This is a genomic window from Flavobacteriales bacterium, assembly GCA_020435415.1.
Taxonomy (GTDB): domain Bacteria; phylum Bacteroidota; class Bacteroidia; order JACJYZ01; family JACJYZ01; genus JACJYZ01.
The window spans coordinates 1-13,608 of sequence record JAGQZQ010000090.1 but is presented as its reverse complement, the minus strand read 5'-3'; the positions used below and the strand labels follow the sequence as shown (position 1 = coordinate 13,608).

Genomic DNA, 13,608 nt, shown 5'->3' with positions numbered 1-13,608 from the left:
GTTCCTCACCTCCTACTGCATAAGTTGGGTTAAAACGATACATAGGAGATGGTGAGTAAGGTGCTGAAGAATTGAGCGAGGATGCATAGCACGTATGTGAATATCATGGTAATAATGTCAATTCTCCCTTCCGCATAAAGCTGTGAGATGGTGCGATAACTTTTCGCAATGCAACCCATGAAGAACGTGGCGGAAACAATAAAAATACCCAGGAGCAGGGCACCCCACCACCATCCTTCGGCTCCCCCGCGGATAAACAACAGGGCCAGAAACAGAATAATGATGGTAGACAAAGTACAGGTCCAGGCAAAGAACCGGAACCTGCGCTGACTTAACCGGAGAATTATTTTTTCCATCTTTGAGCAACCAAATTAAAAAAATAAGGTACAACCGATGCAAAGGAAATCCTTTGGGCTTAGCCTTTCATTGTCTGAGGTGCCCGAATCATAAAATTTCCTGCCCTTACTATGTTTGATACCTGGCAAAATACACTGGTTTTTCTGGGAGGCTTCCTTATTGTTGCGGTGGCTGCACATCAGCTGGCGAGGTATTTTAAGAAGGTAAAGTTACCTGTTATTACCGGCCTACTGGTCGTGGGTATTCTGTCAGGTCCCTTTGTTTTTAAGCTTATTCCAAGACATGCGATAGCAGACCTGGGCTATGTGAATGATTTTGCCCTGGCATTCATTGCATTTGCAGCAGGGTCTGAATTGTACCTCCGCGAGATGAGAGGGCGGTTCGTCAGCATCAAATGGATGACGTTCGGGCAGTTGGTGGTGACCTTTGCCATTGGAGCGGTTGCTGTTATCCTGTTGGCGCCTCACATTGCCTTCATGCAGGGAATGACCCCAAAGTCCGTGACGGCTGTTGCTTTGCTGTTTGCCACCATTTTTGTTGCACGTTCCCCTGCTTCGGCCATTGCCATCATCAACGAGTTAAGGGCAAAAGGGCCTTTCACCAAAACCGTCATGGGTGTGACGGTGATCAAAGATGTGTTGGTGATCATCCTTTTTGCCGTATGTATTTCCGTAGCGGAAGCATTAATACAGGATGTGGACATTCGTCTGAGTTTCCTGTTGCTGCTATTGGCTGAACTATTGTTGTCCTTCTTCCTCGGATACCTTCTGGGGAAATGGCTCGGTGTGATCATGAATTATGTTACCAACAGTAGTCTCAAGGTAGTTCTTATTCTGCTGAGCGGATTTTCAGCCTTCCTTTTCGCGCACTTTTTCAAACACTGGTCCGAAAATCACTGGGGTGTGGAAATTTACCTGGAACCCCTCCTGATAACCATTGTTGCCAGCTTTGTGGTGACCAACTATAGCCGGCATCGCCTGGAGTTCCTTAAGATCATGCATGAGACCGGTCCGAAGATATATGTGTTGTTCTTCACGCTGACCGGTGCTTCCATGTCATTGGATATGCTGTTGGAGGTATGGGGGATTGCGTTGTTATTGTTTTCCATCAGATTGGTTTCGTTGTTTGCCGGTGGTTTGATCGGCGGTGCGTTGGCAGGAGATCCGTTAAAGTTGAATGTGATTGCATGGATGCCTTATGTGACACAGGCCGGGGTGGGACTTGGACTTGCTACGGTTGTTGCCGCGGAGTTTCCTGAATGGGGTGTCCAGTTCTCAACCATCGTGATCGGGGTGATTGTTCTGAACCAGCTCGTTGGTCCGCCACTTTTTAAATGGGCGCTGGGTATTGCAGGCGAGGATCACTCTCGGGCAGAAACCCCGGGGTTTGACGGCAACCGGGACTGTGTCATCTTCGGGTTGGAGAATCAATCTGTGGCCCTGGCCAGACAGCTTGCAGCAAACGGATGGAAAGTGCGTATAGCGACCAAAAGGGAAGAATACTCCGATTTTGAAGCACCGGATCTCGACATCCAGCGTTTGCCCGATATTAACCTCGGCGAGTTGCGCAACCTGGAGATGGAAAAGGTGGAAGCCATTGTGACGATGCTGTCTGATGAGGAGAATTTCAGGATTTGTGAAATGGCATACGAGAATTTCGGGACCAAGGACATGGTGGTGCGGCTTCATGAGCGCAGTAACTTTGACAGGTTTCATAAGCTGGGTGCGCTGATCGTTGAGCCCAGTACGGCCATTGTGAGTCTGCTAGACCACTTTGTACGTTCACCTCATGCCACATCGCTGCTCCTTGGAATGGCCAAAGATCAGGATACCATTGAACTTGAGATCAGAAACGAGGACCTTCATGGCATGGCATTGCGCAACCTGCGATTGCCAGCGGATGTGATTATCCTATCCGTAACGCGGGCCGGTCAGATGCTGATCTCCCATGGTTATACAAGGCTCCGGATCGGAGATATGGTCACCCTTGTAGGATCCAGGGAAAGCCTGGAGAAGGTGAGGATGAAGTTTGAAGGGGGGAGATAGTTTAAGGTTTGAAGTTTAAGGTTTGTGGTTTGCCTTACCCTCAGTAGCTTTAGCGAAGGAGGGTAGTTAGGGCATTTGGTGGAGGGTTGGCAGAAGGTTCATGCCGGAAACCCCGAAAGGGCGTTGTGATTATGGTGCTGTCATTTAACACAAAACATATAACCCCAAAGGGGTGCCTTATTTATAGCACGATACGGATAGGGGGGATGTACAAAACCCCGAAGGGGTGACACCATTGCCAGGATAACACAATCCTCGGGGCACCACCGAAACGCCATCGCCTAAAACCAAATTTTCTAATTTTACCGGCATAACACCGTATTATGCTGGGACTTCAACTGCCTACCGATCCGCGTTGGGCAAACATTGCCGAAAAAAATATCGAAGAAATTCTGACCGATCATGCATACTGTGAACAAAAAGCTGCATCCACAGCCATCTCCCTGATCATTCAATACCCTGAACATAGCGAGTTGGTAACGGCTATGAGTGAACTGGCAAGGGAAGAGATGGAGCATTTTCAACGGGTCCATCAGCTGATCCTGCAACGTGGACTGACGTTGGGTTGGGAACGCAAGGATGAATATGTCAATGATCTGGCAAGGATGATCAGAAAAGGGGAGGGCAAAGTGGTGGCCCTGGTAGATAAGCTGCTTTTTGCTGCCCTGGTCGAGGCAAGGAGTTGCGAACGCTTCAAGGTTTTGTCTGAGAATATTGAGGATACGGAGTTAGCCGCCTTTTATCGCGAATTGATGATCAGCGAAGCCGGTCATTATACGATGTTTCTAAGTTTTGCCAGACAATACGGAAAACCTGAAAATATTGATGTGGAACGTCGCTGGAAGGAGTTCCTGAAGTATGAGGCGGAAGTGATCAGTCAATATGGGAATACGGAGCGTATCCACGGTTGATGCCATAAAAAAAGGGGCAAGCTACTCACATCGCACCGCTACAACCGCCGACCCTTGCTGTCTTCCGACCCTGGGGGGTTAAGCAGGAGCTGGTCGTATGAGACTTACCCCGCACAAAAGTAACAACATTTCACGGATTGGTAACACTTAGGTCAAAAGTATCGCTGGATACCGGTCAGAAAGTGGGAATATTCACCGGTCTCCTTCCGGATGATTCCCTTGTCATCCATGGCATCCAGGCGTACTTCGCCGGATGCATGAATGATTCTCTGATGGGGTAGGATGATGCCCACGTGCATGACCTTACCTGCAGGTTCTTTTGCGAAAAAGGCCAGGTCACCCACCCTGCCTTTCTGAAGATCACCAATCTTTTCACCAACCGATACCTGGGCGGACGAATCCCGTGGAAGTGCAATGCCATTCAGGGCGAATACCATTTGTGTAAAACCGGAACAGTCGATGCCAAATGGACTGCGCCCCCCCCACAGATAGGGTGATCCCAGGTAATCCATGGCATCGCTGACGATATGGTCAGGGTGGAAGCTTCTGTTTGCATTGGTCTTACCAGTGACCATGTACCGGTCGGTTTCCAGCGTAAATTGACCATTTTCAAAACCTGGAAGAACTGCACCTTTGGTCAGGTGGATCCTTTTTGTTCCGCTCTCATTCAGGATGGCAGATACCGTTTCCAGTAAGCGTACGGTGTTTGTCCCGGTTGTACTGGCTTGGTATGGGTGGGCTTGTTTGGGATCTATCCACCCCTCATAGTCATCATGGTGACTGCGAATATGCAGCCAGCCGGGTTCTGTATCGATGACGCGGAAAGTTTCTCCGAACAGCAGCTGGGAAACAATCTCTGCCTTATCCGATGGCATTGCCCTGCATGGAATGACAGATAAATGACAAATGCCGGTTGCTTCCGTCCGGAATTCCATGATAATGCTTAAACCAGTTCTACGATCATGGCCGAAGCGCCGCCGCCACCGTTGCAAATACCGGCGCCACCTCGTTTTGCACCGTTTTGTTTCAGTACATTCAGAAGGGTAACGATGATCCGCGAACCGGATGAGCCGAGGGGGTGCCCCAGGGAAACGGCACCGCCATTCACATTCACCTTTGAAGCGTCCAGCTTCAATTCGTTCATATTTACAATTCCGACGACGGCAAATGCTTCATTGAGTTCCCAGAAATCGATGTCCGAGGCATTCAGTCCTGCCTTGGCGAGTGCTTTGGGTATGGCTTTGGATGGTGCGGTGGTGAACCATTCGGGTGCATGCGCTGCATCAGCATATGACACAATTTTTGCCAGTGGTTTAAGTCCCAGTTCCTTCACCTTCTTTCCGGAAGCCAGAACCAAGGCTGAAGCTCCGTCATTGATGGTTGATGCATTGGCTGCGGTCACGGTACCCCCGTCGGGTTGAAAAACAGGCCGGAGGCCGGGAATCTTATCAAGTGCAACCTTGGTATATTCTTCATCTTCATTAACCACCACCGGGTCTCCTTTGCGCTGGGGTACGGATACGGCTACGATCTCATCATTGAACTTACCGGCCTTCCATGCCGCTGCGGAACGCTCGTAGCTGGTAATGGCAAATTGATCCTGTTCCTCTCTGGTGATGTTGCAATCGCGGGCACATAGTTCAGCAGCATTGCCCATGTGGTATTTGTTGTAAACGTCGGTCAAGCCGTCGAATACCAGGCCGTCAACCAGTTTGCCATCACCCAGACGGTAACCGGTTCTTGCCTGCGGCAGATAATATGGTACGTTGGACATACTTTCCATGCCTCCGGCTATAACCACGTCATTATCTCCGGAAAGGATGGACTGTGCACCCAGCATGATGGACTTCATGCCCGAGGCACAAACCTTATTCACTGTTGTACATGGGATGGTATTGCTCAGACCTGCAAAAATGGCGGCTTGTCGTGCCGGTGCCTGTCCTGCACCTGCCTGTAGTACATTGCCCATGAAAACCTCATTCACTTCTTCTTTGGCGATACCTGCTTTTGTCAATGCGCCTTCGATGGCAACGGCACCCAGCTTAGGGGCGCTCAGAGACGAGAGGTTTCCGTTGAAACTACCCATAGGGGTTCTGACCGCCGAAATAATATAAACTTCATTCATCTGAAAATCTTCTTAATAGGTTAGGATGCGTGAAATTAAGGAATAATTCCAAGCGCAGGAAGTAAGCCCTTCAACGTGTTTTCAGAACCTTAATCCCAAACCATGCAATAGAAAATTTTCTAGTGCATAGCGATTAAGAAAATCAACCTTTCCGGCTTGTACTTCATACATCCGAAAAGTGTTTTTCTAAATCGGGATAACCCCAACTAAATGCAGATAGTTCGGCTCGTTCCTCACCTCCTACTGCATAACTTGGGTTAACATTTATTAACACGATGTCTTGCAGCAATTGGACCGGGTTGTGCGTCATATGATCAGAAACCAATTAAAACGATGAGTCATGAAAACGAATCAACCAATTTTACGCAACGCATCATTGATCGGTATGCTGCTCATCGCAACAGCCACCTTCGCCCAGGGGTGGAAGGGTGCCAATGAAGACGGTACCATCTCAAAAGACGAAACCACTTACGAGTCCGAAGAGGCGGATGGCTGGAAGGGGAATAGTGAAGACAGCCGCCTCACAAAGGATGAATCCAATGGATCGAACTTGCGCGAAGCCGGTCCGGGTACAGGAACGGATCAGCAGTTGGCATTGTCAAAGAAGGAGGCCAAAGTATATCCAACCGTGGTAAAGGATCAGCTGAATGTGTCATTTAACTGGCCTGAGTCAGGGGAAGTGGAAGTTGAACTGTATGACCTGATCGGGAAGAGGGTCTGGAAAAAAACGATCTGGAATGATGGAGGCGCATTTCATCACACAATCGCCGGAGATATTGCGGGCTGCGGCACTTATATAGTTAGGGTTACCCAGGGTAGCCTCACCTTCACCCGCAAGATTTATAGCACCTGTTAACCGGATTCCCCTCCGGACGATTGAGGGAATGTGCATAGGTGTGGGACAAATCCTGGGTTGATTCCACCACACCTATGCCTTCACTCTTTTTTTATTACTGCCTGTCGCTTTCCCGGATACGATCCGTTATAGATGTAGCGTTTACTTAACAAGGAGCCTTGGAAACTCCTTAGTTGGTTACATCCGGATGGGGCGGTTGGCGCATAAATAGGAAACTAGTGACCCTCTTCTCGACAAGCTGCCGCCCTTCCGGTTTTTCTTATCCCAGGTTATACCGCAGAAAGTTTTCTATTTCATAACGATTAAGAAAATCAATCTTTCCGGCTTACGCTTCGCTCATCCCCAAAGTGATTTTCTAAATCGGGATAAGCCCAACTAAATACAGATAGTTCGGTTCATTCCTCACCTCCTACTGCATAAGTTGGGCTTATTTATTCCGCAACGTTTTGTTAATCTGATCAATGTTTTTATTTTTGCCCCCTCGTTCACGGAGCCTTGCTTCGGGAACAAAGGAGAATCAGTAGCTCAGCAGGTAGAGCACATCCCTTTTAAGGATGGGGTCCTGGGTTCGAGCCCCAGCTGATTCACATAAAGCACCCTATCCCTGGGGTGCTTTTTTTATTGGGTAGATCCGGTAAGCAGTTATGGGGGCGAGAAGTTTATCCCGCGCTTTTCTTGCGGGAAGCCCCAGCTGATTCACAAAGGCATCCTATAGTAAGGGTGCCTTTTTTTGTTGGAGAGATCCGGTTATTAGCAAAGGGGGCGAGAAGTTTATCCCGCGCATTTCCTGCGGGAAGCCCCAGCTGATTCACATAACCCGTGCAATTTCTGGTTTTCCGTTTTCTGTTTGCACTTCAAGAACTTCAACATGTTGCTTAGTCGTCTCAAAAGTTGGATTGAGAAGTTCTTCAATTGCTGTTTCGATATATCGTTTCTCTTCGGTCATTTTATATTACGCACAACGGTTCGGCTAAAATGTCGTGCAACGGTTAGGTTGGTTACGCATGCATTTTAGCTATTGTTGTGGTGTCGTTATTTATCCTTTTTTATCACGAACATTTATTCTCGCTCTCTCAACAATCTCTTGATAGTCGGATTGAAACGGTTCGCTTAATTCTTTTTCCAATATGCATTCAATGTCCCACAAAACCCTTTCCTCAGCTTGGTCTTCAAATTTATCAGAGTCAAAGCGCTCGTTAAACCTACCGAGAAATTCGAATAGGACTATCGCTTCGTCCCTAGTCAATTGGATATTTACATTCTTACTATTCATATTTATTCACTTGAAGGATATTCGGAGAAGTACACATCCATTCCAATTTCGCCCATAATTGCCATTGATTTCGAGTTTAATATGCCACCGCCACCTGTTGCATCTTTACGGATACCAAAACCTATATCGGCAACGTATTTATTCGGTTTTAAAGTTTTTCCCTTGTTCATCAGCCAAGTTTCAAGAGCGTCTATTTGGGTTGGCAAATCCCAATCTTCATCACAAAGCCAATCTAACTTTTCTCCTGAGTCTTCTGCGTAAATATTAATTGGCATATCGGTTCTCTTTAATGTTAATGCACTACAACGGCTCTGTATAAAAAACGTAGGGCTTTCGGAGCACTTTACTGTCAGCTGAGTAGAATGTTTGTTGAGAGCATTAAACTCTCTGAAACTCTTGTCTGCCCTATGCTTTTTATACTTTGTTATGTGGCGTTTTTATTTTTCCTTCTTGTCATTATAGATTTTTGCTAGGGCTTCAATCAGTTTCGGAATGTGTTGATAGTCAAATTCTGGTCCGGGGTAAATATGATTTTTTCCATCCGTCTTATTCAACCGTACTGTTTCATTTTCAGGTACAACTGTTATTCTTAGATTAAATTCTGGTGCGTCCCAACCAAGTGGGATTTGCAGATAGTCGTGGTGGGCAGAGTCTTTATTGTATTCCATAATTCATTATTTCAGGTTACATGGATATGGTTGCATGGTTTGAGGTACAGAGACGAAAATTGAATAAACATACTCTCCAAGCGGGTCCAATTTCTGACTGAAATAAACTTCCTTTTGTAAGTAACATTTTCCCGTTTTGGTGCTTTTAGCGTATACGTCTGCAAGAATAAACCGACTTTCCTTTATTCCTGTGTATTTGTTGGTGACTATTGCCCATTGCGATTTATTGGTTAGAATAACTTTCTCAATTGAATAATTGAGCCACTCAGGAGAAGAAGCCAAAGCATTGTAAAGCTGCTTCTTCAATGTTGGGTCATTGATATAATCACTCTTTAAAGTCAAATTGTTAAAGTCTTCAAGTTTCTTGTTGTAACAGTCTGTGTAATATATCGGGAAGTTGTATATCTGTTTTACTCTTTTGTCTTTCCAACCACTGTCATAACGATAGTTTGGGTCAGGATAGCCTTCAAATTCTTTTGTGTATGAATTGCCGCTACTCGTGTAAGAGATATTTAATGTCTTCAAATTGAATGAAATGTCGGTTATCGAAGGATTCATAAACTCTTCACCGTCTGCTTGGATAACAAGTTCTTTTGATTTTAGGGAATTGAGAAACTCGGCAATCTTTTCTATTTTTTTCTTATCGTAGAAAATGTCTATTGAATAATCCATTGTGGGTTCGTATTGACCTTGATTAAACTTGAAATTATACATAGCAAGCTTGTATTCATTGTCTACAATAAAGACCAACAGCTTCCACATGCTTGAATAGTTGCCTTGCTTTTCATTTCGGAGAACAAAGCTCGAATTTTTGTAAGGGTCGAAACTAAATACGGGTGTTGCACCGATTGGAAATGTGTATTCCCGATTATCTCGGTTGTATTGAAAAACAAATGCACTGTCTTTAGGCTGTATCCAAAACAGAGGCAAATCGTCACGAATTCTTTTCTGCCTTCGCTGATAAAGAGTAGTATGCCTTATTTGAGTGTTTTCATCAATGACTTCAGGCTTTGGTATTGAAGGATCCCAATACCTTCCGTAATCAGTTCCACCGCCTGGAAGATTATGAAATCCGTATGATGATTTCTTGTCGTATGCTATCGTCCTTTTCTTGTATTCATTTAGTTCTTCTTCTGTCGCTTCTCGCCATTTTTCCCACCAAATTATATTTACCCCAACATTGTGAGCAAGTTCAGAATAATAGTCAATTAGGCTGTCTCTAACGACTGGATTGTTTTTGTTGTAGTCCTTATTATCCTTGAGCTTCTCAGATAATTCTGACTTGATTTCTTCAAGAGTTTTTGTCGGCGTGTTTTTGATTTCATATTCTGGAAGGTTGTCTGAGATTAGCACATATTCTCGTCCATTGTCGTCTGTGCTGAAACTCTCCTGAGATTCGAGAAGAAAAAAATCAACTTTACATTCATTGAAGTCCTGTCCGAAAACTTGGTTGAAGCCGAAAATTGTGATCGTCAGTGCTAACGCAGTTTTAATGTTCATAGTCATCTTTTTAAAATGCCACATAACGGTTCGGGTATTGCCGCAGTGGGGGATTTTTAGCACAAATGTTCAATAGATGCACTGCTGCTCGTTCACGCACAAAAGTTTCATAGAAGCACTTCACCCCCCATTGCGGCAATACCATGTTAGCTGCTGCCCGATTGTCCATTGTCATTTGTAGTTTGCGGTAAATCCTGTTGTCAAAACTCCTGTGTTATTGTCTTTCTTATACTCAACTTGTATTTGATAATATTCTCCTCTCTTTAGCTTCGGTGTCTTTACCGTTATTGTTTGCAATCCTGTTGTTGTGATTTGTGTTTTGTGAATTGGTTTTGTCTTTTCGTTCTTGTCGTAAATTAAAACTGTAACATCACAAGTTTCGGTAAAATAAATGTCAAGTTGAACTTCTTTTTTTGAGAGGCATTTTATTTTTCTGATGTTGGTTTCATCGGTCTTTACTTCGGGTTCCAATTTCGTTCCGTATTGCTTGTTGCCTTTCTTGATGTAAGTAATCACTCCGTCTATTCCAGGGAAGATGTTATACATAACAGGGAAATAGGGAAGAACATAATTTGTATAAGGTGAATTGCTCTGTTGAAATACAACTCTTGGAAAAGCAACTCCGCCTAATGTGTCATACACATAAGCGGAAAAAGTGATGAACTTTTTCTTTGCTTCTTTTCTGTATTCGTCAAGATACTCTTTCGGGATTTTGCTTTCATCCATTTTCAAACTATCAATTTTGAAAACAGGTTTGAAATTTTTTGTCGGAATGAATTGTTGTCCGTTCATATAGAAACCGCTATCAGTCATTGTAACGAAAACAGTTTGTGGTTCTTTGGTTCTGCCACTTAGAAAGTTGTAATCGTTGTAAGTAATCATCAACTGCTTTTGTTTGTCAATGATGGTGTCGCCATCATAAACCATTGTTATGATTTGCTTCTTTTCAAACTCTGCCAACCTTGTTGTGTCATTGTAAAATCGTCTGCGGTAATGAAGCTGCACTTCGTCACCTTTTGTGAGTTCAAAGTTGGAATTGATTGGAGTTGTGTTTTCTAATCCTTTCGTTAGGTCTTTAAATACTTCGCCTAAACAATACTTTGTTGATGACTTGCAATTGTCTGCAAGTTCAATCACATTAAGTTCTGGTCGGTAAGTCAAAGCATATTTGCAATTATCGTCAATGAAAAACTTGATTGGTGTTCTGTCGTCGGGAACTAAACTATCTCTTGGATAACTTCTTCGTAAGTCAATGTATTCGCTTTTTATTTTCCCTTGCTTTCCGAAAATTATTCCTTGCTGGTCAAGTTTAGCAATGAGTTTGAGGTTGTGAATTGTTTGAAAGTTTTGGTCAAGCAGGATTAGTTCTTTGTCTGCAAGGTGTTCGTATTCGTAATAATTTGTTTTTGCTCCGTCAATGTCTTTGAACTTTGTCCAACGAATTTTTTGAAATGTCTTGCCTTGAATTGTCGTGTCGTTAAGAACTTGTTTTGTCAAAATGTAATTGTAAATCGTTATCGAATCGTTATCGGTGATGTTCATATAAAGAACCGAAGATTTCAAGTCAAACCAACTTTCCTGTCCGAATGATTGGAGTGTAAAAACTGTCCCGATTAAAAATGTAAAAAGTTTCGTCATTCGTGTTTTGTCTGTTCGTTTTATGCAGTCAGTTTCGGGTTAGCACTGTCCCCACGGGTTGCAGCTAACGTTTTTGCGCTTGGCGCAGTGGGGGACTTAGAAGCACTAAACTGTCAACCTGCACCGAAGCTGAATAGAAGCACGAACTTTCAATTTTGCACGTCAACCCCCATTGCGCCAAACGCATGTTAGTGGCTGCCCTTCTTTCTGTCGTCATTGTGTCTGCTTGGTTTTATGTTCAATTTTCATTAGTGGTTCAATCTCTGTCAACTTAGCTGTGAACTTGCCTTTGTAATTCTTGATTGTCTCTTTACAGTCAAGTCCTTTTAAGTTTAATTTATTGAATGTTTCCTTGTCCGACTGATACGAAATTATATATTCTATTTTGTCATTGTCCACATAGCCGTTAAAGCATACAGTTGAAATTGCGTTTACCACGTCCGCTTCAAATATTTCGTGAACTGTCCGAATAGCAACTTGAAATACAACACTACTGTATAGTTGATTTAATGCTGTGTTTGAAATGCTTGTCTCTTTGAAATTGTCTTCGGTTTTTACATATTTCACACTTTTAGTTCTCGGCAAACTCTCAATTTGAGGTAAGCAAAAGTCAATAACTAAATGTTCCTTATCAGGGTTGTAATCAAGTTCATATGTTTTTGGAAAATAGTCGGGATACGTTGAATTGTTTAATACCAAGTCGCAATTTTCAATAATTGAATGAGGTTTCTTTTGAAGATATTCTTCTTTCATCAAGTCAATTTTGTTATTGAAATCAGATTGGTCTTTGTAATACTGTTCTTTTCTCTTTTCCCATTCAATTACTTCGTCTCGGTTCTGTTCTTTTGTCCGTTCAATTTCTTTATTGTATGAGATTGTGTCTTGCTCATATTTTTCAATATTGTCCTTATTTTGTTTTTCAATTCGAGCTTTCTCTGCTAACCAGTTGGAATGAGAGTTTTTGAAATCTTGAATGCTTTTATCAATCTTTTTTTGTTGCCAAGACTTGAATAAGTATTTTTCTAAAAAGTTGAATTGTGGTTGAAATTCACTGTCTGTTTGTAATGGTTCTTTGGGGACAGTAATATGTCCCGCTTTTATTGGTTTTGTAATTTTATCAAGTCTTGTTTGTAGATAATTTTCTGGCGAAACTTCTTTGAACGGTCTATGATTTTTGAGTTCTTCCCAATTTACTGCATCATTTACATTGATTGTCTGTTCTAAAAGTGTTTCAAGTTGTTTAATTTGTTCTTCAGCTTCTTTTGTTTTTTCTTCTGCTTCTAAAATGTTTGATTGTTTGTAATAGTCACTTTGCAATTTGCCTTTTACTTTCTCCCATTTTGCATTAAATCGCTCAACTTGTCTTTCAATTTTCTCTTCCAATACCCATTCGTCATAGGCTTTAAGAAATTTATGTTCTTTTAGTCCAAGGTGGCGAACTCTTGTAAAATATTGAAAATCTCCATTATATGTAATCTCATCTTCAATGTCGTCAATTTGAATAAGGTCTTCGTCATCTGTATCAATTACGGTGTCAACTAATACTTTGCTGCCAAATAATTTAATTACTCCACGATTTACTAACTCAAAAAAACAGTCTTTGCAAGCCTTTACATCACCAAGTGCTGAATGTGAAGCTGTCAATGAAGTTGAAAAAACTTTTTCATAAAGTTCTTCAAGAGTTGGCCACTTGTAGCCATATCTTCCTGGCAGTTTACAATAGTCAGTCGTAAGTTCTTTAGTGCATAGCTTGTCAATTTTATGAATGCTTGATTTTATGTTGTAACGCATAAACTCTGCGTGAACAACTTTTTTGTCAAAGTCAATATTGTGTGCTACTAAAACTGTCGCTTTGCTAAGTAGGTCAGAAAATTTTTTAAGAACTTCAACTCTGTCTTGCCCTTTCTCATTTGCAATTTCATTTGTTATACCGTGAATTGCAGAAGCGTCTGCCGGAATTTTAAAGCCGTCTGGCTTTAGTATTATTGTTTCACTTTCAATTTCTTGTCCGTCTTTGTCGGTCAATATCCAACCTATTTCTACAATTCTTGGCCAATTTTCAAGCTGTCCAACTGGTGCTTTCCAGTCTAACGGTAGTCCTGTTGTTTCTGTGTCAAGGAATAAATACATTTTTTTCTTTGTTAATCGTTGTGTTGTCGTCACTTAGGGTTGCCACTAACGTTTCGCGGCTAAACATTGGGCGCTATCAAGGCAAAGACCTTTTCTTAGCTCAGC

At 43.0% G+C, this 13,608-nt stretch carries 12 protein-coding genes, 1 tRNA gene and 1 other RNA gene; 4 read left to right on the top strand and 10 right to left on the bottom strand.

Translation table 11 applies throughout. The features are described from left to right. Positions 1–29 precede the first annotated feature (29 nt). Positions 30–356 (bottom strand): hypothetical protein, encoded by a 327-nt coding sequence (locus KDD36_12460; GenBank protein ID MCB0397463.1) that lies wholly within the window; start codon positions 354–356, stop codon positions 30–32. Between the two features lie 111 nt (positions 357–467). Between KDD36_12460 and KDD36_12455 the strand changes: the two genes are divergently transcribed. Continuing rightward, positions 468–2,402, top strand: coding sequence for a cation:proton antiporter (locus KDD36_12455; GenBank protein ID MCB0397462.1), 1,935 nt, complete (start codon positions 468–470; stop codon positions 2,400–2,402). 323 nt (positions 2,403–2,725) lie between these two features. Continuing rightward, positions 2,726–3,313 carry a tRNA-(ms[2]io[6]A)-hydroxylase gene (locus KDD36_12450; GenBank protein ID MCB0397461.1) on the top strand — a complete coding sequence of 196 codons (588 nt, stop codon included), beginning with the start codon at positions 2,726–2,728 and terminating at the stop codon, positions 3,311–3,313. An 11-nt stretch (positions 3,314–3,324) separates the two neighbouring features. Here the strand turns inward: KDD36_12450 and ffs are convergent. From ffs to KDD36_12435, 3 genes are all read right to left on the bottom strand, one after another. Further along, positions 3,325–3,423: signal recognition particle sRNA small type (ffs, locus tag KDD36_12445), an RNA gene on the bottom strand. A gap of 42 nt (positions 3,424–3,465) precedes the next feature. Beyond that, positions 3,466–4,248: a C40 family peptidase gene (locus KDD36_12440; protein MCB0397460.1), complete on the bottom strand. Its 783-nt coding sequence runs from the start codon at positions 4,246–4,248 to the stop codon at positions 3,466–3,468. Between the two features lie 8 nt (positions 4,249–4,256). After that, positions 4,257–5,438, bottom strand: coding sequence for an acetyl-CoA C-acyltransferase (locus KDD36_12435; GenBank protein MCB0397459.1), 1,182 nt, complete (start codon positions 5,436–5,438; stop codon positions 4,257–4,259). Positions 5,439–5,778: 340 nt separating this feature from the next. Between KDD36_12435 and KDD36_12430 the strand changes: the two genes are divergently transcribed. Together KDD36_12430 and KDD36_12425 are read left to right on the top strand one after the other, a co-directional pair. Next, positions 5,779–6,294: a T9SS type A sorting domain-containing protein gene (locus tag KDD36_12430; GenBank protein MCB0397458.1), complete on the top strand. Its 516-nt coding sequence runs from the start codon at positions 5,779–5,781 to the stop codon at positions 6,292–6,294. A 514-nt stretch (positions 6,295–6,808) separates the two neighbouring features. Then, positions 6,809–6,881: transfer RNA gene (locus KDD36_12425), tRNA-Lys, on the top strand. A 221-nt stretch (positions 6,882–7,102) separates the two neighbouring features. Here the strand turns inward: KDD36_12425 and KDD36_12420 are convergent. From KDD36_12420 to KDD36_12395, 6 genes are all read right to left on the bottom strand, one after another. Further along, on the bottom strand, positions 7,103–7,240 hold the full coding sequence (locus KDD36_12420) for a hypothetical protein (GenBank protein ID MCB0397457.1): 138 nt from the start codon (positions 7,238–7,240) through the stop codon (positions 7,103–7,105). Positions 7,241–7,569: 329 nt separating this feature from the next. Continuing rightward, positions 7,570–7,842: a hypothetical protein gene (locus tag KDD36_12415; GenBank protein ID MCB0397456.1), complete on the bottom strand. Its 273-nt coding sequence runs from the start codon at positions 7,840–7,842 to the stop codon at positions 7,570–7,572. A 162-nt stretch (positions 7,843–8,004) separates the two neighbouring features. Continuing rightward, positions 8,005–8,235, bottom strand: coding sequence for a hypothetical protein (locus KDD36_12410; protein ID MCB0397455.1), 231 nt, complete (start codon positions 8,233–8,235; stop codon positions 8,005–8,007). Between the two features lie 6 nt (positions 8,236–8,241). Beyond that, on the bottom strand, positions 8,242–9,735 hold the full coding sequence (locus KDD36_12405) for a hypothetical protein (protein MCB0397454.1): 1,494 nt from the start codon (positions 9,733–9,735) through the stop codon (positions 8,242–8,244). Positions 9,736–9,906: 171 nt separating this feature from the next. Beyond that, positions 9,907–11,232 (bottom strand): hypothetical protein, encoded by a 1,326-nt coding sequence (locus KDD36_12400; GenBank protein ID MCB0397453.1) that lies wholly within the window; start codon positions 11,230–11,232, stop codon positions 9,907–9,909. Between the two features lie 354 nt (positions 11,233–11,586). After that, positions 11,587–13,503, bottom strand: coding sequence for a 3'-5' exonuclease (locus KDD36_12395; GenBank protein MCB0397452.1), 1,917 nt, complete (start codon positions 13,501–13,503; stop codon positions 11,587–11,589). Positions 13,504–13,608: the final 105 nt, after the last annotated feature.

Coding starts and splice junctions, on each gene's coding strand:
- KDD36_12460 (MCB0397463.1), bottom strand. CDS start 356: ATGGAAAAAATAATTCTCCGGTTAAGTCAGCGCAGGTTCCGGTTCTTT.
- KDD36_12455 (MCB0397462.1), top strand. CDS start 468: ATGTTTGATACCTGGCAAAATACACTGGTTTTTCTGGGAGGCTTCCTT.
- KDD36_12450 (MCB0397461.1), top strand. CDS start 2,726: ATGCTGGGACTTCAACTGCCTACCGATCCGCGTTGGGCAAACATTGCC.
- KDD36_12440 (MCB0397460.1), bottom strand. CDS start 4,248: ATGGAATTCCGGACGGAAGCAACCGGCATTTGTCATTTATCTGTCATT.
- KDD36_12435 (MCB0397459.1), bottom strand. CDS start 5,438: ATGAATGAAGTTTATATTATTTCGGCGGTCAGAACCCCTATGGGTAGT.
- KDD36_12430 (MCB0397458.1), top strand. CDS start 5,779: ATGAAAACGAATCAACCAATTTTACGCAACGCATCATTGATCGGTATG.
- KDD36_12420 (MCB0397457.1), bottom strand. CDS start 7,240: ATGACCGAAGAGAAACGATATATCGAAACAGCAATTGAAGAACTTCTC.
- KDD36_12415 (MCB0397456.1), bottom strand. CDS start 7,842: ATGCCAATTAATATTTACGCAGAAGACTCAGGAGAAAAGTTAGATTGG.
- KDD36_12410 (MCB0397455.1), bottom strand. CDS start 8,235: ATGGAATACAATAAAGACTCTGCCCACCACGACTATCTGCAAATCCCA.
- KDD36_12405 (MCB0397454.1), bottom strand. CDS start 9,735: ATGAACATTAAAACTGCGTTAGCACTGACGATCACAATTTTCGGCTTC.
- KDD36_12395 (MCB0397452.1), bottom strand. CDS start 13,503: ATGTATTTATTCCTTGACACAGAAACAACAGGACTACCGTTAGACTGG.